Source organism: Collinsella sp. wc0583, from assembly GCF_046116915.1.
Classification (GTDB): domain Bacteria; phylum Actinomycetota; class Coriobacteriia; order Coriobacteriales; family Coriobacteriaceae; genus Collinsella.
Genome location: NZ_JBJXBN010000002.1, coordinates 127,659 through 151,604, shown reverse-complemented (window position 1 = coordinate 151,604; position 23,946 = coordinate 127,659). Strand labels below are relative to the sequence as shown.

Genomic DNA, 23,946 nt, shown 5'->3' with positions numbered 1-23,946 from the left:
GGATTTCACCTGCAACCTTTCTCTTGACCCTTGTTATCCGCAGTAACTATAGCATCAGCATCGCGCCGTGGCGCCAAATTTATGCTCCAAACATCGCAGGCATACCAAACGCTGACGCATCCGTGACATAGTCATTGGGGACGTTCTTACATGACTAGTCTGTGGTGTCGTCATCTTCGGCGAGCTGGGGAAACACGGCGTTTTTGGGCATGGCGGCCTTCGTCAGCGAGGTGAGCTTTTTGCTCAGCGATGTATCCGTCTTGACCAGATCGCTCAATGTCACGATTTTGTAGCCGTCGGCAATAAGCCCGTCGATAATCTGCGGCAGCGCCTCGAGCGTCTGCTCGGCGCATTCATCGTTATCGGTCAGCAACACAATGTTGCCCGGCGTCACCGAATCGAGCACCGTCGAGACCTGCTCGTCGGCACCGTTGAGCAGCCAGTCGCCCGAATCGATATTCCACGAGACCACGGCAGACACCAGGTCCATCGCATCAATCCAGTTTTGCTCGTCAAAGGCTGCGTAGGGAGCACGCAAAAGCATCGTCGACGTTCCGGTCGCGGACTTGATCGCCTCGGTGCCCTTCGAAACCTGTTCGCGCACCGCATCGCGATCCTTGCCCTTGAGCGATTCGTCGCTGTAACTGTTGGAGCCGACCTCGCAGCCGGCATCGACAATCGCCTTGGCCGTGGCGGGCGAGGCCTCGGCCGCATCGCCCGACAGGAAGAACGTCGCGGTGACGCCCTTTTCCTTGAGCACCTGCAAGATCTGCTTGGTCGCTCCGCTCGGGCCCTCATCAAACGTCAGCGCCACGTACTTTTCGTTGCCCTTGGGCGCCACGCTCGCGCACTCGACCACGCAATCGGTGGCGGGCACGACCTCGCCGCGGTCCTGCGTCTTACCCGACTGCTCGCCGACCCACACCTCGGAGCGACCTTGGATGCCCCACGTCTTGACGTACTCGATAGCACCCGTGCCCTCGACCTTGAGCTTGGGCTCGATAACCGTCGCCTGGACCTCATGCTTCTCATACGTGTCGCGGCCGTCTTTGACCGTCACCTTCTCGCCGCCCGTAAGCTCGCGGCTTTTCCACTTGCCCTGTTTTATGCGCTTGCCGTCCACTTTTAGCGACAGCTTTTCGCCGCCATGGCGAGTAAGCACGCTGTCGTCAACGGCCAGCAAGTCCCCGGCGTCGTAGGTATCGGTCAGCTCCTGGTCGTCGATGAGATTTTGCAGCGTAGATCCGACGCGCACCGCAGTCTCCTGGCCGTTGAGGACGACATCCACGCTGCGGTTGACGTAGCCCACGACGGCAGCGATAAACAGCACGAGTGCGCAGCCCACGGCGATGAGCGCATAGGGCAGGCGAGACGGACGACGGGGCGTGCGGCCGCTGCCGATGCGAGCGCTTCGGTCGCTAAAGCCGCGGCTATGGTTGAGATACATCGCACCGGGCTTACGGTGACGCTTGCGCTGACCGCTGGGCAACTGCCCCAGATCGCGGCGCGCCGTCGGACGCGCGCCCGAGCGTCCGTTTAAGTTAGATCCGTTTTGGCGCATGTGCCCTCCCCCATAAACACAGCGAGCCGGAGCAACATGTCTCCGGCTCGCCTCCCATCATTTGGTACGTCGCTATTTGCTAGCTTTTGACGAGCCCCCGCTCGCCTTTTGGTATTCGTCCTTAAAGGCCTTGAACATACCGCGCGTCTTGCCGAGCTGCTTGCCCAGCGCGCGACTGCCCTTGTCCACGGCGACCGAACCCTTGTCATCGAGCACCTTAGCGCCCTTCTTGACCTTATCGCCCACCACGACGCTTGCCTCGGCAGCCTTTGCGGCGGCGCCGCCCGAATACCCGAGCGACTTGACCTCGTCCGAAACGATCATCGCGCCGTCCGCATAGCCGCGCAGCATCGTGGGCGGCATCTGCGTGTCGCCCACCAGCACACTCGAGGCAGTGCCAGTGGTCACATAGAATGTCTGCACGATACCCGAACGCGGCTTGAACTCCACATCCGAGCAATAGCCCACGACATCGCCCGACTCCGTGCGCACGTCCATGCCAACCCAGATAATGCAATCGTCCAGGTTGATGTCGAGGCGCTTGGCCGCAGCGGCATCGTAGGTGCCCTTGACGTCGTCAACTGCGATGGCGCCCTCGTAGACGCCAATGGCATCGAGCGCCACAAAGCGGTCGGGGCGCTCGATCATACCCGCGATATCGGACTGGCGAACCATAAAGCCCACCACGCGTGTGCCGCCCGGGGTAAAGACCGGAAAGTGAATCTTGCCGAGCTTTTTAGGGCTGCGCGGCGTGCCGTCTTTTTTAGTGCGCTTATCCTCGGTAGGCTTGCGATAGATCTTGGCGCCGACAAAATCCCCGGCGCGCATTATGCCTCGGTCGAAGGCTCCGCGGCCTCGGCGTCGGCCTCGACGGCGTTCTCGACCACGACATCGGCGGCGGGCGTCACGTTGCCGCCCGAGATGGCGTCGTTGAGCTGCTCTCGCAGCTGGTCCATGCGCTCGCGGGCAAGGTCAACCTTGGCACGCAGGTCATCGGTCTTGGCATCGACCATCGGGCCAAAATCGTTGACCGCGGCGCGGGCCTCCTCGGCACCATGCTCGTAGGTGTCGCGCATGTTATCCCAGGCGTCATTGGCGATATCGGCAGCCATGGCGCGGGTCTCGGCGCCCGAGCGCGGAGCCAGGGCGACGCCGATGATAGCACCGGCGGCGGCGCCGAAGAGCGCACCCGAGATAAAGTTGAAAGTCTTACCCATGTTCATTCCTCTCCTGCGGGCACCTCGGCGCCCACCGTTTGAATGCTGTCCATTATACCCGCAGCACAGCGCTTGCCGTCTTGCTCATCTGCGTACGGTAAAGGCGCAGGTACATGATGGTGATAAGCGGGTGAGCCTACTCCTGCGGCATGGCAGGCATGGCCACCGTGGCGGCCGGGTCCTCGCCGGCGCCGTCAACGAGCGGCAGCGTTCCCTCGTGCGCGGGGGCAACCGGAGCCGTCGCCGCACCACCGTAGACGGCAGCGGGGGCCTCATGGCTCTCAGCGGTCGCGCCCTCGGTATCGATTACCTCCTGCGGCTCGTCGTCAAAGCTCGGGACGCCCTGGGGCTCCGCGGGCTCGGGCTCGGAAGCCGCCTCGGCAGGCGCCTCGTCGACAGGATCGACGGCAGCCTCGGCAGGCTCGACGCCCTCGGCCGTATCCCCTGCCTCGCCCTCGGCGTTCGCGGCGGCGACGGCCTCGTGCGGGTCCTTGCCCTCGGCCTCGGCACGCATGCCCAGCACCAGGTTGCGCAGGCCCGCGACCGTACCGTCCACATCGGGAGCGGGCTGGTCGGCATGCAGATAGGCCCAATCCATCATAAAGGTCGCCGAAGACAGCGCACCGATGGCCAGCGCGTCGTCGGGACACGAAAGCTCGACCTCAAAGACACGCTCATCGTGCTCACTCACGCGAGTGCGGCCGCACGAAATGCTGCCAGCGAGACCGGTCTCGTTCATGAGCTCGACCGTCACGTGCTCCAGCAGATGGCAAAGCTCGGTCTGGCCCATGCAGTCCTGGAATTCGCGACCGGAATCGCCCAGGCACAGGTGCTTGGCAATTGCGGGTACCAGGTAGTACACGCGCGCCGTGGCCTCGATGTCCTCCGAGGTCATGAGCGGCATGCCGGGGTTCACCAGCACGTGCGCGCAGATCTTGTCCTCGCTGACGGTGACCTTAAGGATGTTGAACAGGCCTGCCATAACTCTCCCCTACTCTTCCTTACCCTACTCGTCGCCGTCGTGCGGGTCCGCAGAGCCCGCACCAGACGCCGTCGGCTCGTCTGCCGAGGGCTCGGAATCCTTCTTATCGGTTTCGGCCGGAGCGATCACGCGAATGAGCGAGATGCGCTGGCCACGCATCGACTGCACCTTAAACTTGTACCCCGCAACCTCAAACACCTCTCCGATGTCGGGCACCGAGTCGCAAAGCTCCAAAATCCAGCCGGCGATGGTCTCATAATCATCGCTTTCCTCGAGCGGCCAACCAAGCTCAATCGCGTCATCGCACGAAAAACGCCCATCGACAAGCCACTCTCGGCGCGAAAGGCGCGTGAGGTACTTGTTGTCGGGATCGAACTCGTCCTCAATCTCGCCCACGATCTCCTCGACGATGTCCTCGATGGTGATGATGCCGGCCGTGCCGCCGTACTCGTCCACGACCACTACGATCTGGTCGTGCGAGGTCTGCATCTCGGACAGCAGCGGCAGGATGTCCTTGGTGTCGGGCACAAAGGTGGCGTCGCGCAAAAAGTCGGCGATGGGCTGGTCGCCCTTGCCGTCGAGCGAAGGCTGGATCAGGTCCTTGATGTGCGCGATGCCGGCGACGTTGTCGGGATCCTCGTGATAGACGGGGATGCGGCTAAAGCCGGTCTGGCGCATGGCGGACAGCACGTCGGCGACCGTCTCGTCGTCCTCGCACATGGTGGTGTCCACGCGCGGCACCATGACCTCGCGGGCAACGGTGTCGCCCAGGTCGAAGATCTCGTGAATCATACGCTTTTCCTCGTCGAGCAGGTCGTCCTGCTCCGAGACCATGTACTTGATCTCTTCCTCCGAGACGTTCTGGCGGTCATCGGCGCTCTTGATGCGCAGGATGCGGGCCAGACCGTCGGAGCAGGCACCGGTCAGCCACACGAGCGGGCGGGCGATCTTTTGGAACACCGAGAGCGGTCCCACGACCTGCTTGGATACGCCCTCGGCGTTAGCGAGGCCGATGCGCTTGGGCACGAGCTCACCAATCACGATGGACACGAAGGCGACGGCGACGGTGATGATGACCGGCGCCAGGCCGCGCGCAATGGCAGAGAGCGGCGCGATGCCAAAGCTCATGAGCCACGTGGCAAGCGGGTCGGACAGGCTCGTCGAGGCGACGGCGGACGAGGCAAAGCCCACGAGCGTGATGGCGACCTGGATGGTGGCCAACAGCTGATCGGAGTCTGCGGCGAGCTGGACGGCGCGCTCGGCGCGTTTGTCGCCTTCCTCGGCATCGTGCTCCAGCACAGCGCGCTTTGCCGTGGTGAGCGCCATCTCGGACATAGAGAAGTAGCCGTTGATGAGGGTTAAAACGAGGGTAGTGATAAGGGAGATGGTTATGTCCATCGGGAGTTTCTCGAACCTCCAAGATTCGGGACGTTAGGGTAAAACGTTGATGGCGGATACGGCAATTGTGCCAGCGCCCAAACGAGGACGCGGGCGCGAAGGCGTGGTCGCTAGATTACGAAGAGGATCACCGCCATGAACTGGAAGATGCTGCCGGCGAGCACCCACAGGTGAAACACGCTGTGCAGATAGCGTACGTTTTTGGCGATATAGAACGGCACGCCCGCGGTGTAGCACACGCCGCCGACGGCGAGCAGGGCAAGTGCCACGGGGTTGAGCAGCACCACAAGTTCGGGCAGCTTAAAGACAACGAGCCAGCCCATCAGCAGGTAGACCAAGCCACTTACCCAGTGCGGTTGACGCTCGCGCATAAAGCACTCGAGGGCGATGCCGCTAATGGCGATGGCCCATACGGCAAAGAACAGCGCAGGACCGCCGTCGTTTGCGAGCGTGATGAGGCAAAACGGCGTATAGCTGCCGGCTATGAGCAGGTAGATGCAGCTGTGGTCGATAATGCGGAACACGCGCTTGGCGCGCGCGGGCTGAATCGCGTGGTAGAGCGTGGAGGCCAGATATTCGAGGATAATGCTGACACCATAGACAATCGCCGCGGCCATGTGGGCCGGGCCTCCGCCGCGCAGGGCGGCGAATACGATCAGGAGCACCAGACCCGCGATACCCAGCAGGCAGCCGACACCATGGGTGACGGAGTTCATGATCTCCTCGCCCACCGTGTAGTGTGGAACGGCCGCGGTCTTGGGCCGCGGCTTAGAACTGTCGCTCGAATCGGACATGCCGGTTACATCCTCCAACGTAAAGAGTTCTCAACACTATATCAAAGCGTCTGGGTACGTGCGAAATTTGCACCATACGTGACCCTTTGCTTACCCATTCTTTGCCTGTTGACGCATCAACGGCGAACGTCCATAATGCGCTTGCATTAAATGTTGATGTATTAACATCTTATAGGAGAATACCGCATGGCTCAAAACACACGTTCCCATCGAAAGCTCAAGATAGCCGGCATCGTTGCACTGGTGGTTGTCGTTGCGCTGCTCGGATTTGCCGGCAACTTTCTGTTTGACTTCGCGCTGAATCCCCAAGCGCCGTACACCATGAAGATGATGCAGGATAGCAAGAACGACAAAGAAGGCGAGCAGCCGGATGCCGAGGAAACCGAGGCGCGGGCGTGGTTTAAAGAGAATCGTGAGAGCAGCAGCCTCACCGCAGATGACGGAACCGAGTTCGCCGCTTGGTATTTTGCCGCCTCGGAGAACACCCACGATTATGCCGTCTGCCTGCATGGATATACCAACGAGCCCATCGGCATGGCCCGATACGCCAAGCGCTTCCACGACCGCGGCATGAACGTGCTCGCGCCTGCCGCCCGCGCCCACGAGCGCTCCGGCGGCGACTATATCGGCATGGGCTGGCCCGAGCGGCTCGATGTCGTCGCATGGATTGGGCGGATCGTTCAGGCTGACCCCGAGGCGCGCATCCTGGTCTTTGGCGAGTCGATGGGTGCAGCAACTGCCATGAGCGTCGCGGGGGAATCTCTGCCCGCAAACGTAAAATGCATTATCGAGGACTGTGGTTATACGAGTGTTTGGGACGAGTTTTCTCTGCAGCTCAAGGACGTGTTCGGCCTGCCCAGCTTTCCCTTGCTCGATGTAGCAAACTTGGTGTGCAACGTGCGCGCGGGCTACGACTTTCATAAGGCGAGCAGTGTGGAGCAACTCAAACACGCGACGGTTCCCATGCTGTTTATCCACGGCGACCAGGACACCTTTGTGCCGTACAGCATGCTCGACCAAAACTACGACGCGTGCGCCAGCAAGGTCAAGCAAAAGCTCACCATCCATGGCGCCACCCACGCCAAGAGTGCGCAAGTTGACCCCGAGCTCTACTGGAACACAGTCAACAACTTCCTCGACGAGTATTTTTAGGCGAATAGCAACGTCTGAGGCTTTATCTGACCCCCTATTTTCGGAAGTATGCGGCAAAATCTGGAACTGCCGACCAGACCACAGTTTTACCAACAATTTATCAGGGGTTTTGTTGCCAAAAAACGTCGTGTGCTCGGCGGTCTCGAAATTTGCCGCATACTTCCGGAAAGCCGCCCGCGAGCGCTGTGCTCACGGGCGGCTTTTGCTAACGTTGCGCTACAAAAGCGCTTGATATGTCCAATAGACAGGCGCTATTTGACCTCGATGAGCTCGTACTCGCTCGTGCCAAGGCCGATCTTCTCGGCGTGCGCGATGCAGGTGCGCCAGTCGGTGTCGGGATGCGTGATGCAGAAGGGGTCCTTGGCCTGATCGCCCTCCAGATGCTCGTGGTTGTGCTCCATCTTGGCCGCGCTATCGGTGAGCTCGGTGTTGGGCAGCGGCTCGGACGCCATGACGGCGTCGGCGCAGGCCTGGTCGATGGCGACCGGGTCGAAGCTCGCGAACATGCCGATATCGTTGACGATAGGCGTGTCGTTTTCGGGATGGCAATCGCAGTTGGGGCTAATGTCCATGGCGAGCGAAATGTGGAAGCTCGGACGGCCGTCGACGACGGCCTTGGTGTACTCGGCGATCTTGCAGTTGAGCACGTCGGCCGCAGCGTCATGGCCGGGCTTGATGGCGTCCTGGTTGCACACGCCGATGCAGCGACCGCAGCCCACGCAGCGATCATGGTCGATAGCGGCAACGTGAACCGTACGGGTGTTGCCGTTGGCGAGCTCGCGCTCACGGGTGTCGTCAAACGAGATAGCGCTGTGCGCACAGACCTTTTCGCAGGCACGGCAGCCAATACAGTGCTCGGTCGCGACGTTCGGCTTGCCGGCGGCATGCTGCTCCATCTTGCCGGCGCGGCTGCCGCCGCCCATGCCCAGGTTCTTCATGGCGCCGCCAAAGCCGGCCTGCTCATGGCCTTTAAAGTGCGTGAGGCTGATCACAATATCGGCATCCATGAGTGCCCGACCGATCTTGGCCTCGTGCACGTACTCGCCGCCCTCGACCGGAACGAGCGCCTCGTCGGTGCCCTTGAGGCCGTCGGCGATGATGACCTGGCAACCCGTGGCATACGGGGTAAAGCCGTTCTGGTAGGCGGTATCGATGTGCTCGAGCGCGTTTTTGCGGCTACCGACATAGAGCGTGTTGCAGTCGGTGAGGAAGGGCTTGCCACCCAGCTCCTTCACGACATCCGCGACGGCGCGGGCGTAGTTGGGGCGCAAAAAGCTCAGGTTGCCCAGCTCGCCAAAGTGAATCTTGATGGCGACGAACTTGTTCTCAAAGTCGATCTGCTCGATACCGGCGTGACGGATGAGGCGCTTGAGCTTGTCGAGCTGGCTCTCGCGAGCATGCGTGCGCAGGTTGGTGAAGTACACCTTAGCGGGCGCTGCGGGTGCAGTTGCGGTCATAGATCTATCCCCTCGGTCTATATGGCGTTACAGACATAGAGGATGGTACCCGCTGAAGTAGGGTCAAAGTCAAGCGCGAAACCGAGTCGTTGGGGACGTTCTTAAACGACTACTCTTGGACTTTAAGGGCCTCGGCCAGGCTGACGCGCTTGATAGAACGCGTGTGTAGCAGCGCCACGACCAGGTAGGTCGCAAAGCCAATGCCGACGCATGCAGCCATAGACCAAGTGGGCACGTAGATCTCGATATTGCCGTTGTAGGCGAGCAGCATCGAGCGGAAGATGGCCGTGAGCGAGCCAATGATCACGGGCAGGCTCAGCACGAGCGACGCCGCCACGCACAGCGTGATCGAGCGGATGTACAGATGCGAGATCTCGCTATCGCGATAGCCAAAGACTTTCATGTAGCTGATCGAACGGGCGCTGTGGTCGATCACCGCCTTGGTCAGCAGGTACATAAACAGCAGGAAGATGAACACCGCAAGCCCGACCATCATGCCGATCATTTTGCTCATCATGCCGATGAACTGGTCGCCCACGGCGCGCATGTCATCGGGCGTGGTGTCGCCGGCAAAGTAACGAGCATCGAGATCGAGCTTCTCGTCGCTCACATAGCCGTTAAAGTAGGCGGCGTCGTTGTCGAACAGCTCGTTAAAGTCGTCGATACTCATATAGATATTCATGTCCGACTTGGAGCCCCAGGCACAGTCCTTGCCCGCGTACTCAAGGGAATAATGCTCGCCCTCGTACTTGTCGCCGAGCGTAACCTTCTGACCCTCGCTCCAGCCAAACTTATCGAGCAGACCGCCACCAAAGACGACGCGTCCGTCGCCGACGTTGAGATCTTTCCAGTAGCGCGAATCGGATGAAATGCCGTAGACGGAAATCGTCTCCTCGCCATTTCCATCGCCGCGGTCGTATTGCAGCTGGTAAACGGCGTATTTCTCGGCCTGTGCGATTGTGCCCGCGCCGTTGTCGGTCGTATTGACCGGGTGGATATCGTCGTTGTCAGCGTCGATCTTAGAGGCCTTGTCAATCAGGCCGATGACCTCATCGCGGTCGCAGCCGAGGGCATCGGCAAGATCGTCAAGGCGCGCGTAGAGCGCATCCTTCTTGTCCTGGACCTTGGCAAGCGCATCCTGCGCTGCGGCCAGGCTCTCGGCAGACGGGGATGCGGTCGCGGCATCGGCTGCCACCTGCGCCGCATCGGCCGCGTCGTCAAGCTCGTCATCGGCATCCTGGGCGGCGGAAAGCAGCGCGCCGTCAACCGACTGCAAGCGCTCGAGTGCCGACCACTGCTCGCGCTCCTCGGCAGTGCCCTCGAGCTCCAGCGGCGCCTTGAGCGTGTACTGGTGCTCGGCGACCAGGCTCGTCTCGAGGTTGTCCGCGTAGTGCGTCATCGTGGGCAGGATCGCCAGGCCAAAGAGCAGCAGCAGCGAGGCAAACGCAATGCCCACAAAGAGCGTGGCGAAGTTGCCCAGGTTGCGCAGGAAGATACGCAGGCGGAAGCGGGAAACAAAACCCATGCGCTCCGGCAGTTGCATACCGCGCTTGGTGCCCGATTTGCCGCTCGCCTCGTAACGAAGGAACTGCAACGGCGTCTTGCCCATTTTGCGAAGCAGGCCCACCAGCGTGATGAGGATGAGCGCGGCGGCGGGAACCACGGCGCACTTCACAAAGATCTCCCAGCTCCAGCACACCTGGAAGGGCGGCAGACTGTACGACCCGTAATAGAGGCCGCGCATGGGCTCGGTAAAGAACGCTATGCCGAGCGCAGTGCCCAAAAGCGCCGCGACCACGCCCACGATAGCGGGAAGCGCAAGGTAGTGCAGCACGATCTCGCGGCGGCGGTAGCCGCTGGCGAGCAACGTGCCGATGATGGCGCTCTCCTCCTCGATGGTGGCGTCGGTAAGGACCACAAAGACGAACGCCATGATCACGATGATGATGTCGAGCAGCGTCATCCACATCATGGAGTCGCCGTCTACGTCGTCGCGCGCATAGCCAATGCCCTGGTTGGAATCGGCATCGATCAGATCGTCCACGCGCGCATCGGCGTCGGTCAGCGCCTCGACCATATCCTGCTCCGCATCGATGCGATCCGCGGTGGGGAGGTCGCGATCGGCAAAGGTAAAGGAGTAGGTGTAGGCGGGCGCGCCGCCGGCATCCTCGAGCGCGGCAAAGCCGGCATCGGTGACCTCGGCCACGCCGTACGTGATGGTGTTCACCGTAAAGTCCGAGTTGTTGAGGAACAGCGCCTGGCTATCGGGCTGGGTCATGATGCCGCAGATGGTGTAGGTGCGGCCCTCAAGCTCGACCTTATCGTCCACGGCGAGGTCGTTGTTGGTGGCGAAGACACGGTCGATGGCCACCTCATCGTCCGTCTTGGGCTGCCTACCCTCACAGTAGGACGCGATATCGACCTTGGTGCGGTGCGCATAGGTGCGCAGCGTGCGCTTGGTGCCGTCGTCGCCGGCGGTCTTTTTGATGATGGCGTCAATGGAGAAATTCTTGTAGAGCGTGACGCCGCCGACGTCGTCTGCCGCGTCCTCGGCTGCCTTGAGCTGGTCTTTGGTGGCCTCGAAGGAGGTGGTCACGCGGCCGTCCTCAATCGCGTACGCATCGCGTATGTCATCGATAAGGCAGCCGATGGAATGGGCTGCGAGCAAAAAGCCCGAGGTGAGAGCGATGCTTCCGCACATAAGCAAAAAGATGCCCAGGTACTTGCCGATATTGCGACGCAGCTCGCGCGGGAGACGTTTTGCGAGAGGTGTCATGGCGCCGCCTACCAATCGAGCTCGGCGGCCGCGACGGGCGACTCGTTGAGCTCATCCTCGACGATGCGCCCGTCGCGCAGGCGCAGCACGCGATTGGCCATGCGCGCGATGGCGGCATTGTGGGTGACAATGATGATGGTGCAGCCGTAGGTGCGGTTGACATCCTCCATGAGCTGCAAGATTTCCTTGGACGTCTTATAGTCAAGCGCGCCCGTGGGCTCGTCGCACAGCAGCAGGCCCGGGTTTTTGACGAGCGCACGGCCGATGGCGCAGCGCTGCTGTTGGCCGCCCGAGACCTGGCGCGGAAACTTGTTGCGGTGCTCGTAGAGGCCCAGCGAACGCAGCAGGTCGTCGATGTTGAGCGACTTTTTGGACAGGTGCGCCGTGACCTCGATGTTTTCCTTGATGGTGAGGTCGGGCACCAGGTTATAAAACTGGAAGACAAAGCCCAGCTCGCGGCGGCGATACTCGCCCAGGTCGGTAGGCTTGAGCACCGTGAGGTCGCAGCCGTCCACCAGAATAGAGCCGGCGTCGGCATCCTCCAGGCCGCCGATTAGGTTAAGAAACGTCGACTTGCCCGAACCCGAAGGTCCCAGCATGACGCAGATCTCTCCGCGGTTGATGGACGTGTCGATGCCGTCGAGCACCGTCAGGCATGCATCACCGTCGCCATAGTGCTTTTTGAGATCCTTAACCTGGACATAGGCTTCCTGCGTTGCCATGGTATCCCCTATTGTTAGCCCCGTACTACTTTATGAGCGTAATAGTAAACCTTGGCAAACTATTTTGGGGCGAGGCTTGGGATTTATTTCAGACTAGTCATTGGGGACGCTCTTAAACGACTAGGCGGCTAGGCGCGGGATTTGGCGCGTGCGAGGGCCAGGCCTACGGCGGCGATGGCCGCGGCAAAGAGCACCGTGACACCCAGATCGCAGGCGATATCGCCCAGCACGGTGGGCGTCAGGTCCGCGGCGAGCGCCTTGCCGATCGCGTCGTTCACCCAAAACGTCGGCACAAAATGCGCCACGGTCTGCACGGCCGAGCCCATGAGCGACAGCGGCATCCAGGCGCCGCCCAAAAACGTCATGAGCATGCCGAGCAGGTTGCCCACGCCGTTGAGCAGCTCCTCGCGCGCACCCAGGCTCGAAAGGGCAAAGCCAACGGCCAGAGGCGTGCACGCAAGGGCAAACGTCGCCGCCAGCGCCAGGCACACACGGCCCACGCCGACCTCGGCGACCGCGCCGGCAAAGCCCACGACGCCCATCATGCTCGACACAAACCAGATGCAGACGGTGAGTACGGCGGCGGCCGCAAACACGGCAAGCGAACGCTGGCGCTCGGAGATTGGGCCGGCATCCATACGACGCACGCGCTCGGGCTCGTTCATGCCCGAGAACACCAGCCCCACCGACACGATGACCGACGAGATAATCGCATACGCGCCAAAGTTGAAGTACGACTCGAGCGTGGCGGCGGCAGTCGAGTCGACCTTGACCTGCTCGATCTCGACCTCGGCACGCTTGGTGACCGCATGTTCGGCAGCCTTGGCAACGTCGCCGTTGGAGGCAGTGGGCTCAAGCGCGGCCGCAGCGCCCGCGAGCGAGATCCAGTGCGAGGCCTCGGCAGACGAAAGCGCCGCCGCCATGGTGCCGGCGCCGTAGGTCACATCGAGCTTGGGCAGAGGCTCCCCCGCGCGAGCGGCTGCAACGAGGTCGTCCTCAAACCCCTCCGGGATAAAGAACACGCAGTCGGCGCTACCCTTGGCACTGTTGCTCTTGGAAAGCGCATCCGCAAGATCGTACGTATCGTCGCCGACGCCCGTGACCAGCTCAAAGCGCGAACCCAGATGCTTGGCAAGCGCACGCGAAAGGTCGCTGTCGTCACGGTCGACCACGATCACGTTGGCGTCGTAGGGCTTGTACTCGGTGAGCTGCGACGAGTTCCAGCTCACCGATGCCGCGATAAACACACCCATCAGCGAAATGAACACCGTGTAGATGAGCAGATAGAGCGGGTGCGCGAGCGCCATGCGAAGCGCGGTCTTAAAGGTGCTCATAGCGGCTCCTTCCAAAGATCAGCGTGGCGGCGGCAACGAACAGCAGCGCCATAAGGACGAGTGCGCCGGCGCGAACGGCAAAGGGGCCCAAGTCCTCAAAGAAATACAGGCGGTTGAACATGTCGCAGATAAGCTTGACGGGGTTGAGCCAGCACTCGGCCGGGCAGGCGCGGGCGACGTCGTCGGCAAGCGCCATCGCCGGCTCGCCGTAGAGTCCGGCGAACAGGGCGCACGTGGTGGCAAAGCCCGTGAGGATGCCCGACTTGGACGCCTTGCCGCCCTTAACGGGAAGCGTGCCCACAAAGAGTCCCAAGCCCGTGGCGGCAAGCGCGGAAGCGGCGCTGCCCACCAGACACAGTCCCTCGCGCCCGCCAAAGTCGACGCCCACGACCAGGCGCACGTAGCCGATCGCGATCGTCATCGAGGCAAAGGAAACCAGCCACGAGCCGACAAAAATGCCGGCCAGCGACGCCGTCTTGGAAAGGCCGCCCACGCAGCGACGTGCGCCAAGGCCCGACAGATTGGGCTGCAGGTCGACGACGCTCAAGGCGGCAAACTCGGCAGACATCATCGCGACCAGGCCAAAGAGCGCGTAGTAGTAGATGACCGTGCCATCGGGCGTGGTGCGTGTCAGGCTTACGCGGCGGGTACCGCCCTCGAGCGACAGGGCGCGCGCAACCGCCTCCGGGTCGGCGAGCGCCGCCGGGTTGTCTTGGGCAATCTGGGACATGAGCTCGGCATTTTGCGTATACGAGCTTGCCACCGTCTCCAGGATACTGCGGTCGGTGAGCACCGACGAGGCGCGCGAGCTGCCATAGCTCGAAAGCAACGTGAGTTTGGGCGTGCCCGCAGCGTCGACCGTATAGATACCCGCGACCTCACCGGCCTTGAGCGCGTGGTCCGCGGCGGCAGCGTCGTCGCACTCGTGGATCTCGAGCAGCTGGTCGTCGCCTTCCTTGGCAAGCGACGTCGCCACGTCCTTAAAGGTCGAGGCGTCCCAGGCCTCATCCGCCACGACGGCCACCGGCACCGGGTCGACCGTGCCGTCGGAGCTCAGATTCGCAAACATAAACATGAACATCGTGGAAAGTGCGATGGGAAAGATCGCGCCCCAAACCCACGTACTCGGCCGACGCAGCAGCGTCTTGACCGTAATGATAATGGTGTTGAACATGGCCGCCCCCTAGTCGCGCAGCTCGCGGCCGGTGATCTCGAGGAACACGTCGTTGAGGGTCGGCGGCTCGCTCCACACGCGGCCGAGTGCCACGTCGGCGGCGCGCAGCGTGTCGAGGATGTCGACCAGGTTGTGCGGACTCGCCTCGCAAGTGCAGACGAGCTCGCCGCCGGACAGCTCAACCGAAAGCACGTGCTCGAGGGCGCGCAGCCGCTCGACCGTGGCGGGCTCGACGGCGCCGACCTCGACGGTCACGCGCTCGCCCATCTGAATCATGCGCTTGAGCTCGTCGTTGGTGCCCTGCGCCAGCACGCGGCCGCCGTCCATGATCATGATGCGGCTGCAGATCTGCTCGACTTCCTCCATGTAATGGCTGGTATACACCACCGTGGCGCCCTCGTCGCGCAGGCGGCAGATGCCCTCCAGGATGGCGTTGCGGCTCTGCGGGTCGACCGCCACCGTGGGCTCGTCAAAAAAGATGAGCTCGGGCTTGTGCGCGATACCGCAGGCGATGTTGAGCCGGCGCGCCAGGCCGCCCGAGAGCTTGCCGGGGCGGAACTTGGTAAAGTCACCCAGCCCGACAAAGTCAATCGCCTCGTCCACGAGCGCGCGGCGGCGCTTGCGGTCGTTAACGTAGAGACTGCAGAAATAGTCGATGTTCTCGCGCACCGTAAGCTCGTCGAATACCGCCACCTGCTGCGGCACCACGCCGATGCGGCGCTTGAGGTCATAGCGGGCGGGCGTCATGGGCTCGCCGAACAACTCGATGGTGCCTTTGTCGTAGGCAAGCAGCTGCAGAATGCAGTTGATGGACGTGGTCTTGCCCGAGCCGTTGGGGCCCAGCAGGCCAAAGATCTCGCCGGGGGCGATGCTCAGGTTAAAGTGGTCGAGCGCGATAAGGTCGTCATAGCGCTTGACGAGGTTTTCGACGTGGACGATGTCTGTCATGAGGCGGCCCTCCTGTTGATTGCGGCCCGGTACGATTGCATCATCGCAGGAGCCGCCGGCGCGCGCCAGTGAGCTTTGTCACGAGTGCGGGGCTTGGCCGTGTGGCCGCCGACGCCCCCGATTTGTCGCGCGGGAGGAATGTCACGGTTGCGCAGGCGGCCCCTCCACTACGCGCGGCTTCGCGTACAATACCCGTATGAACAGGCTTTTCGACAAATCGATCGTGCTGGCGTGCTGCATCGCAGCCGCCACGGGCCTTGCTGTGGACGCTCGCCTGGTCGCGGCGTTTTGCCTTGGTGTTATTGCCACCTCGCTGGCCGAGCTCGCGCAGAAGGAACGCACGCGCCGCACAAGCGAGGCCGCGAGCTGCGCTTACATCATCGCGGCCGTCTTCGTGCCGCCGTTTGTGCCGTTTGCGCCTCTCGCCCTCTATGACATCGCACGACGCGTGCACCGTGAGCGTGCCTGGATCGCACTGAGCATTGGCTCCGTCTTTGCTTTTGCGCTCATTGCGGACCTACGCGCCGACGCGCTCACCGCCCGAACGTTTCTACTGACCGCCATCCTTTCAGTTGCCGCCACCTTGCTATCGCTACGTACCGCCCAGTTGGAGCGCGAGCAGCAGCGCATGCGCCGCATCCGCGACGAGCTGCAGGAACGAGCTCTCGCGCTCGAAGCGCGCAACCGCGACCTTGCCGATCGTCAGGACTACGAAGTCGAGCTCGCGACACTCGCCGAACGCGCCCGTATCGCGCGCGAGATCCACGATAACGTCGGCCACCAGCTCACGCGCGCCTCGCTGCAGACCGAGGCCCTGCGCGTCGTGCACGCCGACGAGCCCAGGGTTGCCGCCGATTTCGCCGACGTCAAACGCACGGTTGACGAGGCGCTCCAGCTTGTGCGCACCAGCGTCCACGCGCTCAACGACAACGCCATCGACCTTTCCGTACAGCTCGAACGCATTGTCGGAGGCGCGCGCTCGGACGGCGGTCCGCAGATTGAGCTTGAAGTTATGGCCGAGCATGCACCCGCAAACGTCGCCAACTGCTTTGCGGCGGTCCTGCGCGAGGCGCTCTCCAACACCATGCGCCACGCTTGCGCCCATGCTGTCACTGTACGATGTATGGAGCATCCGTCGTTTTACCAGCTCATCATTGCCGACGACGGCACGGGCGGGGTTCAAGCAAGCGGCCGCGGCGCCGCGGAGGGCATGGGGCTCGCCTCCATGCGCGAGCGCATCGAGGCGCTTGGCGGCACCTTCACCGCCGGCCCGCGCACCGGCGCCGGCGGCTGGCGCGTGTTTGCCACCGTTCCCAAACAGCAAGGAGATGAGGACCGATGAGGCTCATCGTTGTCGACGACGACCGCTTGGTGGTCGATTCGCTCAAGATCATCCTGGGCGCCCAGCCGCAAATCGAGGTAGTGGGCACCGGCGCCAATGGCGACGACGCGGTCGCGCTCTACGCCGAGCACGCGCCCGATATCGCGCTGCTCGACATTCAGATGCCGGGGCGCGACGGACTTTCGGCGGCACGCGAGATCCTTGAGCGTGATCCTGCAGCACGCGTGGTGTTTCTGACGACGTTCTCGGATGACGAGTACATTGTGTCGGCGCTCAAACTGGGCGCGCGCGGCTACTTGATTAAAACCGACGTCGCTGCCATCCCTCCCGCGTTGACGCAGGTCATGGATGGCAAACGCGTGCTCGAGGGCAAGGCGATCGAGGACGTCGATTTTGACGGAACGGACGTTGAGGCGGGCACGCCCCGCCGGCCTGCGGCCTTCGCCAGCCTAACCGACCGCGAATTCGAAGTCGCCGAGCTCATCGCCCGCGGCCTCGATAACAAGGGGATTGCCGCCACCGCCTATATGGGCGAAGGCACCGTACGCAACCACATCAGCTCGATCCTTGCCAAAATGGGCCTACGCAACCGCACGCAGATCGCCATCGCCTACCTGCGAGGGTAATTACCCAACGGCCAACCGCTCCGACAGAGCAAAATAGCTGTTATCGATTTAATGCCATTTCAAAACTATGCCGGTTTACGGGGCTAAGCTCATGGCCCCCATCCATACCCGCGTTTTCCGTAAAATGACGGCTTGTCTACCTGCGGTTTTATTTTCACGGATATCGGCATGGTTGGGAGCGCGTGACTTAGCCCCGTAAACCGGCATAGTTTTGTCCGAGCGGCTCTGCACGAGCGCCTCCGCAAGCCTCGCGGGACCAAAATGATCCGTTTCCCTCTGTCCACGGGAGATCAGGGGCTGGTACTGATATGGTGGCATTTCAAAACTATGCCGGATTACGGGGCTAAAGTCGGGGCCCTCATCCATACCCGCGTTTTCCGCAAAATGACGGTTCGTCTACCTGCAGTTTTAATTTCGTGGTTTTCGATATGGTCGGAGGTTCGCAATCCTGCCCCGTAATCCGGCATAGTTTTGTTCGCAGCAGCATAACCGCGCGTTCACGCGCGGGGCCGATGGGGCATTTTTGCCCCGCCGGCCCCTATTCCAGCTCAATTCCAGCGCTACTCCGGCTTAGTTTCTACCGTGGGAGCCTTGTTCGCCGCGACTGGAGTGCGGGCGGTATCCATAGTCAGGCAGTGCTTGGGGCAGCTTTCGATGCACTCGCCGCACACCACGCAGGCATACGGGTCGATCGACCACGTTCCGCCTTTGCGATCGACCGCAAGCGCGCCCGCCGGGCAACGACGCGCGCACATGCCGCAGCAAATGCACACGTCCATGTCATTGACGATATGCCCGCGCAGGCGCTCGGGCGCCGCGAGCTTCTCCTGCGGATAGCACACCGTTACCGGCTGCTTGACCATAGAGCCCAAGGCCGTCTTGGCAAATGTCAGCAAACTCATGCCGCGCCTACCTTTCCGTGCAGCTAATGCAGGGGTCGATGGTCAGGATAATCATGGGCACGTTGGCAAGAAGCACGCCCTGCAGCGCATGCGTCAGACCCGCCAGGTTCTGCGACGTCGGCGTGCGCACGCGGAAGCGGTCCAGGTTCTTGGTGCCGTTGCCGCGCACATAGTAGTACGCCTCGCCGCGCGGCTGCTCAATCACAACCTCGCCGCGCGCGCCGTCGGCCGGCGTAAGCTTGGTACGCCCGCCGATACCGTCGTGCGGGATCTTGCCGACAAGCTCCTTGATGATGTCCATGGCCTGCGTGACCTCGGCACAACGCACCTGGCAGCGGGCATAGCAGTCGCCATCGCTAGCAACGATGGGCTCAAACGCAGACAGGTCCGCATAGGCACCGTCACCGAACATGCGCACGTCATAGTCCACGCCCGAGGCACGACCGAACGGGCCGACCATCGAAAGGTCCAGCGCGTCCTTCTTGCTGATCACGCCCACGCCATGCAGGCGCTCGCCGCAGCTATTGTCGTCCAAAAACGTATGCACCAGGGCCTCGTAGTCGGGACGCATGGCATCGAGCGTCTGGACAATGCCTGCCAGCTCGGAGTCCTCAATGTCGTGCTTAAGGCCGCCGATCTCGTTAATCGACAGAATCACGCGGCCGCCGCAGGTACTCTCGAAGATCTTGAGGATCTGCTCGCGCAGGGTCCACGAACGATAGAACAGCGCCTCGAAGCCAAAGGCATCGGCGAGCAAGCCCAGCCACAGCAGGTGCGAGTGAATGCGCGAAAGCTCGTGCAAAATGGTGCGGATATACTGCACGCGGCCGGGCACCTCGATGTCGAGCATGCGCTCGCAGGCGTTGGCATAGCCATAGCTATGTCCCACGGCGCAGATGCCGCAGATGCGCTCGGCGATGTAGCCAAACTGGTGCATGTCGCGCTTTTCGGTGAGCTTCTCGAGTCCGCGGTGCACAAAGCCGATCTGCGGAATTGCCTCGATGACGCGGTCGTCATCGATCACCAGGTCCAGATGAAGCGGCTCGGGCAGCACCGGGTGCTGCGGGCCAAACGGAATAACGGAGCGATGTGCCATGGACCTTACGCCTCCTTTTTCTGCTTGTCGCGGGCGGCCTTGGCGGCAAGCGCCGCGCGGACCTTGGCCGCTTTCTCGGGATCCATGGCAGCGAGCTTTGCCTCCATCTCGGCGGCCTTGAGCGCAGCCTTCGCAGCAGCTTCATCGTGCTGAGCATCGGAGCCGGCAGCCGCATCGGGCTGAGCGGCAGCCTCCCCCGCAGCATCGCCAGCGCCCGTGGCAGCCTCCCCCGCAGCGGCCGCGGCAGCGGCGGCCTTTTCGGCCGCAGCCTTGCGCGCCTTGGCCTCGGCGGCGGCACGGACCTTCATGGCCTTCTCGCGCGCGACCTTAACCTCGGGCGTGATAACGCTCATGGGCTCGGCAGTCGAGACCTGGTAGAAAAAGCCCTTAAAGTCGATCTGCATGTCGGTAATGGCAAGACCAAATAGGTCGTGCGCCTCGTTCTCAAACGGGAACACCGCCGGATAATACGAGCTGATGGACGGAATCTCCTGGTACTGGTCGATGCCCTCAACCACCAGGTTCTCGATCGCATAGCTGCCATCCTGAGCGATCTGCTCCCGTGCAGCACGAACGTTGATAAACGTATAGACCAGGCGGTACGTGCCGTCGTCGACGTTGCGCTCGGCATGCATTTGCACAAAGCGCGCGCCGACGCCCTTGAGCGCCTGGACATGCGACAGGAGCTCGTCGATCCCGACGGTGGTATAGATAGCCTTTTGCATTACTCGGCCTCCTTTGCAGCGGCGGGCGTCCCAGCAGGTGCGTCGCCAGCGGCGGGCGCGGCGGACTTCCCGGCAGGCGCGTCACCGGCACCGTCAGCCCCGGCCCCCACAGCCACAAACCCGTCCTCGCCCAGCTCAACGCCACCGTCCCAGGTAGCGGCGCCGCCCACGGTAAGCGGATCGCCGCCAGCACGCATCACGGCCTCCTTCTGATCCAGAATGCCGCACGCCTCCACGATGGCATCGATCACCGTCTCGGGACGGATGGCGCACCCGGGCGCGTACACGTCCACGGGAATCGCGCGGTCCACGCCGCCGATCACGTTATAGGCATCGCGGAACACGCCGCCCGAGCACGCGCAGATGCCGCACGCCACCACGCACTTGGGCTCGAGCATTTGGTTGTAGATCTGGCGCACGACGGGCAGGTTCTGGGCATTGACCGACCCCGTCACCAAAAAGATGTCCGCATGCTTGGGGTTGCCGGTGTTGACCACGCCAAAGCGCTCCGCATCGAACAGCGGCGTGAGCGAGGCCAGCACCTCGATATCGCATCCGTTGCAGCTCGAGCCGTCGTAATGAATAACCCACGGCGAGCGCGACATTTTATGATCCATGGATGCCGCCTCCTAAATAAACACGTCGACGAGGATGGGCATAAGGTTGAGCAGGCCAAACACCAGCGCCACGCCCCATCCGAGCTTAAAGCAGCTGCGCCAGGTACTGCGTGCGAAGGTGTTGTCGATAAGCACCTCGACAAAGTACGTCGCAGCCATCACGACCAGGGCGACCACCCAGCTCACCGGGTTGTCCCAGACAAAGAACATGCCCACCCACATCAAAAACAGCACGGTCTCGCACCAGTGCATAAGGGTCATCTTGGCCAGCGTGCCGCCGCTCATCTCGGTGGCAACGCCCTGGACGATCTCCTGATGCGCGTGATGCGAGTACGAAAGGTCAAACGGCGACTTGCGCAGCTTGATGGTGAGCACCGCGAGCAGCGCGAGGAAAATGGGCGCGCTGTACACGATGATGGGGGCCGACTGCCCCGTCACGGCGATGGAATCGAAGCTATCGGTGGCAAGGTACAGGCCCACGCTCATCAGCAAAACGGCGGGCTCGTAACTCATAACCTGCAGCAACTCACGATCGGCGCCAACCTGGGCAAACGGGCTTTGCGTCGAGGCGGACGCCAACACCACAAAGATCGCGGCGAGGGTAACCATAAACGCGCACAGCAGCGTGTTGGAGCCCGACACAAAGATGCCGCCGCCCACCACGGTAAAGATGAGCGCGCACGCCATATAAGTATCGTCCATGGTGTTTACGCTGGCAGGGGCTTTGCGCAGCAGCTTGGCAACGTCATAGAAAGGCTGCAGCAGACGCGGGCCCACGCGGCCCTGCATGCGAGCCGAAAGCTTACGGTCAAGGCCATCGATCAGGCCGCCCACAAGCGGCGCCAGCAAGGCAAACGCCACGGTGCCAATAAAAATGCCCACGACGCCCGAACCCTCGAAATACTTGCCGCGCAGCACCGAGGGCGCACTCATGGCAAGCCGCTCGGGCCCAATCCACGCGCAACACAGCAGCGCAAACAAGATAATGCTGCAGCACACGACGCTACCCGCGGGGCCAATACGCTTCTCGCCAAGGGCGTCCTCCGAGTACCAATTGCGCTTTTCGGCCTTCACCTCGCGTCCCATCGAGCCGCGGAAATGACGATATTTGTCGGTTCCCACGCCCGAAAGGTACACGTTGACGTGCGGCTTATTGCTCACGCGGAACGACGTCAGCAGCACCACGGCAATAAACGCCACGATAACCACCATCAGATACATGGCGTCCTTGCCGATAACGTACGGCACGCGGCCAAACACCATGGCCAAGTAAGGCGACACCAGACCGCTCGAGATAACCGGGAACGCCACGCAGCACAGAATCAGCAGCGCGGCGATGGTGTTGAGCGCCATCCATTCGGTCTTATGAACATTGACCTCAACGTTTTGAGCCGTGGGGTCGACGCCCGAAAGCTTGGCAAGCCACTTGCCCCAGAAGAAGAACGTCGCAGCCGAGCCAAAGGCCAGCACCATGATCATAAGCACGTTGCCAGTCTGCGCAAACGCCACCAGGGCACCCCACTTGGACACGAGCATGCCAAACGGCGCCACAAACATGCCCATGATGCCCAGCATCATCAGGCGCGTCAGGTGCGGCATGCGGCTGAACATACCGTCCATGTCCTCGATATCGCGACTGCCGATATGATGCTCGGCCGTGCCCACGCACAGGAACAGCAGCGACTTGGCCACCGTGTGGAACAGGATCAGGAAGATGGCCGCCCATACGGCCTCGGGCGCGCCGACACCCAAGCAGGCACTGATGAGGCCCAAGTTGGAAATGGTGGAGTACGCGAGCACGCGTTTGGCGTTGCTCTGCGAGATGGCCATGAGGGCAGCGAGCAAAAACGTGATGGCACCCACACTCGTGACCATAAAGCCAGTCACGGGATAGATGGCATAGAGCGGGCTCAGCTTGACCATCAGGAACACGCCGGCTTTGACCATGGTTGACGAGTGCAGCAGGGCGCTCGTGGGCGTAGGGGCAACCATGGCACCCAACAGCCACGTGTGGAACGGCATCTGTGCGGCCTTGGTGAGTGCGGCGAGCGACAGCAGGACGACCGGCATCACCAGCAGCGCGGATTGCGCGGTTCCGGCGCCGGCAAGCTCGACCATGCCCGAGATGGTCAGCGGCATGCCGTTAACGTGCAGATACATGAGTCCAGCCAAAAACGCGATGCCGCCCAGCATGTTGAGGATGATCTGGGTAAAGGCGTTCTTGATGGCCTCGGGCGTGCGCGTGTAGCCAATCATAAGGAACGAGCACACGGTGGTGATTTCCCAGCCGCAGAACAGCCACTCAAGGTTGTCGCTCGTCACGATGACGAACATGGCCGAGAGGAACAGGAACATAAGCGCCAGGAACTGCGGGCGACGGTCGGGCGCGGTCTGCCCGCGCAGCGCAGCCTCGTGCTCATCGTGCGCTTGGAAGTCCTTCATGTAGCCCAAGGCATACACGCAGATTAGGCTGCCGACAATGCCAACGGCGAGGACCATGATCACGCTCATGTAGTCCAGGTAGAGCGGCGTTGCGGTGACGGCCTCGGCCACGGGCAGCGTCATGGCTGCAAAGGCGAGCGAGCCCACCAGCTGAACTATGCCGAGCACCGTGGTGAGCGCGTTCCTGTATTTGTACGCGTTGTACAGGATGACGGCGCACAGGATGACATCGATGGCGGAGCTGATGATCGAGAGCACATGCGAGGCTCCGGGGGCGACCTCAAAGCTCTGCGGGCCCGTGCCAAAAAACATGACGGCGACTACAACTGTCACCGCCATAATGATGCCGGAACCTATGAGCCCCACCGCATCGCGGGCGCGGTCACCGCGCGCGAACAGCATACCCAGCGCCGGTACCAGCGGAAACAGGGTAAGGAAATACAGTAGCGTCATACCATCACTCCCCCATGCAAAAACGCTGCAATTGTTTAACGTTATAGCTCAATTGAGGAGTAGCAGCAGCGGGTTTTCGGTCAACTGGGGAGTTTTAGGCGTACGGGGTAAGGAGTCTGTCCGCATTGGAGTAGAGGGGTGACGCTCCCTTACCGCAGCGGCAGGCGCGCGGGCCACTGTGCGCGGTTTATTGGCCACGTTGGAAGATGTCCCGATAGGCTCGCGGCA

Annotated in this window: 20 protein-coding genes; 3 read left to right on the top strand and 17 right to left on the bottom strand. The window is 62.1% G+C overall.

The annotated features are described in order from the left end of the window. Nucleotides 1-154: 154 nt before the first annotated feature. The 6 genes from ACKUUJ_RS02340 to trhA all read right to left on the bottom strand — a co-directional run bounded on the left by ACKUUJ_RS02340 (nucleotide 155) and on the right by trhA (nucleotide 5,952). Nucleotides 155-1,561 carry a polysaccharide deacetylase family protein gene (locus tag ACKUUJ_RS02340; RefSeq protein WP_409064527.1) on the bottom strand — a complete coding sequence of 469 codons (1,407 nt, stop codon included), beginning with the start codon at nucleotides 1,559-1,561 and terminating at the stop codon, nucleotides 155-157. 72 nt (nucleotides 1,562-1,633) lie between these two features. Next, the gene (locus tag ACKUUJ_RS02335) at nucleotides 1,634-2,389 is read right to left on the bottom strand and encodes a PRC-barrel domain containing protein (protein ID WP_118080138.1); all 756 of its coding nucleotides are present in this window, start codon (nucleotides 2,387-2,389) and stop codon (nucleotides 1,634-1,636) included. Then, complete coding sequence (locus ACKUUJ_RS02330) at nucleotides 2,389-2,778, bottom strand: YtxH domain-containing protein (RefSeq protein WP_118080297.1); 390 nt, start codon at nucleotides 2,776-2,778, stop codon at nucleotides 2,389-2,391. Before ACKUUJ_RS02330 ends, ACKUUJ_RS02335 begins: the two co-directional genes overlap by 1 nt. 136 nt (nucleotides 2,779-2,914) lie before the next feature. Continuing rightward, nucleotides 2,915-3,760, bottom strand: coding sequence for a cyanophycin synthetase family protein (locus tag ACKUUJ_RS02325; protein ID WP_409064526.1), 846 nt, complete (start codon nucleotides 3,758-3,760; stop codon nucleotides 2,915-2,917). A gap of 24 nt (nucleotides 3,761-3,784) precedes the next feature. After that, entirely contained in the window at nucleotides 3,785-5,158 is a 1,374-nt protein-coding gene (locus tag ACKUUJ_RS02320; protein WP_409064525.1) for a hemolysin family protein, read from the bottom strand. Between the two features lie 110 nt (nucleotides 5,159-5,268). Beyond that, nucleotides 5,269-5,952, bottom strand: coding sequence for a PAQR family membrane homeostasis protein TrhA (trhA, locus tag ACKUUJ_RS02315; protein WP_199574320.1), 684 nt, complete (start codon nucleotides 5,950-5,952; stop codon nucleotides 5,269-5,271). 186 nt (nucleotides 5,953-6,138) lie between these two features. Between trhA and ACKUUJ_RS02310 the strand changes: the two genes are divergently transcribed. Next, entirely contained in the window at nucleotides 6,139-7,104 is a 966-nt protein-coding gene (locus ACKUUJ_RS02310; protein ID WP_409064524.1) for an alpha/beta hydrolase, read from the top strand. 251 nt (nucleotides 7,105-7,355) lie between these two features. Here the strand turns inward: ACKUUJ_RS02310 and ACKUUJ_RS02305 are convergent, their stop codons facing one another. The 6 genes from ACKUUJ_RS02305 to ACKUUJ_RS02280 all read right to left on the bottom strand — a co-directional run bounded on the left by ACKUUJ_RS02305 (nucleotide 7,356) and on the right by ACKUUJ_RS02280 (nucleotide 15,515). Next, a complete protein-coding gene (locus tag ACKUUJ_RS02305; RefSeq protein ID WP_409064523.1) occupies nucleotides 7,356-8,561 on the bottom strand; it encodes a DUF362 domain-containing protein in 1,206 nt (401 codons plus the stop codon). A 109-nt stretch (nucleotides 8,562-8,670) separates the two neighbouring features. After that, nucleotides 8,671-11,337, bottom strand: coding sequence for an ABC transporter permease (locus ACKUUJ_RS02300; RefSeq protein ID WP_409064522.1), 2,667 nt, complete (start codon nucleotides 11,335-11,337; stop codon nucleotides 8,671-8,673). A gap of 8 nt (nucleotides 11,338-11,345) precedes the next feature. After that, nucleotides 11,346-12,059, bottom strand: a complete 714-nt coding sequence (locus tag ACKUUJ_RS02295) for an ABC transporter ATP-binding protein (RefSeq protein WP_409064521.1) — start codon at nucleotides 12,057-12,059, stop codon at nucleotides 11,346-11,348. 128 nt (nucleotides 12,060-12,187) lie between these two features. Then, nucleotides 12,188-13,393, bottom strand: a complete 1,206-nt coding sequence (locus ACKUUJ_RS02290; protein WP_409064520.1) for an ABC transporter permease — start codon at nucleotides 13,391-13,393, stop codon at nucleotides 12,188-12,190. Further along, nucleotides 13,380-14,567 carry an ABC transporter permease gene (locus ACKUUJ_RS02285; protein ID WP_409064519.1) on the bottom strand — a complete coding sequence of 396 codons (1,188 nt, stop codon included), beginning with the start codon at nucleotides 14,565-14,567 and terminating at the stop codon, nucleotides 13,380-13,382. The genes ACKUUJ_RS02290 and ACKUUJ_RS02285 overlap by 14 nt, the downstream gene beginning before the upstream one ends. Before the next feature lie 9 nt (nucleotides 14,568-14,576). Further along, complete coding sequence (locus ACKUUJ_RS02280; RefSeq protein WP_195239901.1) at nucleotides 14,577-15,515, bottom strand: ABC transporter ATP-binding protein; 939 nt, start codon at nucleotides 15,513-15,515, stop codon at nucleotides 14,577-14,579. A 196-nt stretch (nucleotides 15,516-15,711) separates the two neighbouring features. Between ACKUUJ_RS02280 and ACKUUJ_RS02275 the strand changes: the two genes are divergently transcribed. Both ACKUUJ_RS02275 and ACKUUJ_RS02270 read left to right on the top strand, forming a co-directional pair. Next, nucleotides 15,712-16,857, top strand: coding sequence for a sensor histidine kinase (locus ACKUUJ_RS02275; RefSeq protein ID WP_409064518.1), 1,146 nt, complete (start codon nucleotides 15,712-15,714; stop codon nucleotides 16,855-16,857). Beyond that, a complete protein-coding gene (locus ACKUUJ_RS02270) occupies nucleotides 16,854-17,483 on the top strand; it encodes a response regulator (RefSeq protein WP_409064517.1) in 630 nt (209 codons plus the stop codon). Before ACKUUJ_RS02275 ends, ACKUUJ_RS02270 begins: the two co-directional genes overlap by 4 nt. 560 nt (nucleotides 17,484-18,043) lie before the next feature. Here the strand turns inward: ACKUUJ_RS02270 and ACKUUJ_RS02265 are convergent. Genes ACKUUJ_RS02265 through ACKUUJ_RS02245 form a run of 5 tightly spaced genes read right to left on the bottom strand, consistent with a single transcriptional unit; the run spans nucleotide 18,044 to nucleotide 23,718 of the window. Next, complete coding sequence (locus tag ACKUUJ_RS02265; RefSeq protein WP_368134425.1) at nucleotides 18,044-18,385, bottom strand: 4Fe-4S dicluster domain-containing protein; 342 nt, start codon at nucleotides 18,383-18,385, stop codon at nucleotides 18,044-18,046. A 7-nt stretch (nucleotides 18,386-18,392) separates the two neighbouring features. Further along, the gene (locus ACKUUJ_RS02260; RefSeq protein WP_368134424.1) at nucleotides 18,393-19,481 is read right to left on the bottom strand and encodes a nickel-dependent hydrogenase large subunit; all 1,089 of its coding nucleotides are present in this window, start codon (nucleotides 19,479-19,481) and stop codon (nucleotides 18,393-18,395) included. Between the two features lie 5 nt (nucleotides 19,482-19,486). Continuing rightward, nucleotides 19,487-20,206 carry an NADH-quinone oxidoreductase subunit C gene (locus tag ACKUUJ_RS02255; protein ID WP_409064516.1) on the bottom strand — a complete coding sequence of 240 codons (720 nt, stop codon included), beginning with the start codon at nucleotides 20,204-20,206 and terminating at the stop codon, nucleotides 19,487-19,489. Beyond that, complete coding sequence (locus ACKUUJ_RS02250; RefSeq protein WP_409064515.1) at nucleotides 20,206-20,823, bottom strand: NADH-quinone oxidoreductase subunit B family protein; 618 nt, start codon at nucleotides 20,821-20,823, stop codon at nucleotides 20,206-20,208. The genes ACKUUJ_RS02255 and ACKUUJ_RS02250 overlap by 1 nt, the downstream gene beginning before the upstream one ends. Nucleotides 20,824-20,835: 12 nt before the next feature. Further along, on the bottom strand, nucleotides 20,836-23,718 hold the full coding sequence (locus ACKUUJ_RS02245; protein WP_409064514.1) for a proton-conducting transporter membrane subunit: 2,883 nt from the start codon (nucleotides 23,716-23,718) through the stop codon (nucleotides 20,836-20,838). Nucleotides 23,719-23,946: the final 228 nt, after the last annotated feature.

Bases quoted from the DNA above. Each gene is read 5' to 3' on its own strand.
- ACKUUJ_RS02255 (WP_409064516.1), bottom strand. From the start codon at position 20,206: ATGCAAAAGGCTATCTATACCACCGTCGGGATCGACGAGCTCCTGTCG.
- ACKUUJ_RS02290 (WP_409064520.1), bottom strand. From the start codon at position 13,393: ATGAGCACCTTTAAGACCGCGCTTCGCATGGCGCTCGCGCACCCGCTC.
- ACKUUJ_RS02275 (WP_409064518.1), top strand. From the start codon at position 15,712: ATGAACAGGCTTTTCGACAAATCGATCGTGCTGGCGTGCTGCATCGCA.
- ACKUUJ_RS02280 (WP_195239901.1), bottom strand. From the start codon at position 15,515: ATGACAGACATCGTCCACGTCGAAAACCTCGTCAAGCGCTATGACGAC.
- ACKUUJ_RS02340 (WP_409064527.1), bottom strand. From the start codon at position 1,561: ATGCGCCAAAACGGATCTAACTTAAACGGACGCTCGGGCGCGCGTCCG.
- ACKUUJ_RS02325 (WP_409064526.1), bottom strand. From the start codon at position 3,760: ATGGCAGGCCTGTTCAACATCCTTAAGGTCACCGTCAGCGAGGACAAG.
- ACKUUJ_RS02250 (WP_409064515.1), bottom strand. From the start codon at position 20,823: ATGGATCATAAAATGTCGCGCTCGCCGTGGGTTATTCATTACGACGGC.
- ACKUUJ_RS02295 (WP_409064521.1), bottom strand. From the start codon at position 12,059: ATGGCAACGCAGGAAGCCTATGTCCAGGTTAAGGATCTCAAAAAGCAC.
- ACKUUJ_RS02260 (WP_368134424.1), bottom strand. From the start codon at position 19,481: ATGGCACATCGCTCCGTTATTCCGTTTGGCCCGCAGCACCCGGTGCTG.
- ACKUUJ_RS02300 (WP_409064522.1), bottom strand. From the start codon at position 11,337: ATGACACCTCTCGCAAAACGTCTCCCGCGCGAGCTGCGTCGCAATATC.
- ACKUUJ_RS02265 (WP_368134425.1), bottom strand. From the start codon at position 18,385: ATGAGTTTGCTGACATTTGCCAAGACGGCCTTGGGCTCTATGGTCAAG.
- ACKUUJ_RS02285 (WP_409064519.1), bottom strand. From the start codon at position 14,567: ATGTTCAACACCATTATCATTACGGTCAAGACGCTGCTGCGTCGGCCG.
- ACKUUJ_RS02245 (WP_409064514.1), bottom strand. From the start codon at position 23,718: ATGACGCTACTGTATTTCCTTACCCTGTTTCCGCTGGTACCGGCGCTG.
- ACKUUJ_RS02305 (WP_409064523.1), bottom strand. From the start codon at position 8,561: ATGACCGCAACTGCACCCGCAGCGCCCGCTAAGGTGTACTTCACCAAC.
- ACKUUJ_RS02335 (WP_118080138.1), bottom strand. From the start codon at position 2,389: ATGCGCGCCGGGGATTTTGTCGGCGCCAAGATCTATCGCAAGCCTACC.
- ACKUUJ_RS02330 (WP_118080297.1), bottom strand. From the start codon at position 2,778: ATGGGTAAGACTTTCAACTTTATCTCGGGTGCGCTCTTCGGCGCCGCC.
- ACKUUJ_RS02270 (WP_409064517.1), top strand. From the start codon at position 16,854: ATGAGGCTCATCGTTGTCGACGACGACCGCTTGGTGGTCGATTCGCTC.
- trhA (WP_199574320.1), bottom strand. From the start codon at position 5,952: ATGTCCGATTCGAGCGACAGTTCTAAGCCGCGGCCCAAGACCGCGGCC.
- ACKUUJ_RS02320 (WP_409064525.1), bottom strand. From the start codon at position 5,158: ATGGACATAACCATCTCCCTTATCACTACCCTCGTTTTAACCCTCATC.
- ACKUUJ_RS02310 (WP_409064524.1), top strand. From the start codon at position 6,139: ATGGCTCAAAACACACGTTCCCATCGAAAGCTCAAGATAGCCGGCATC.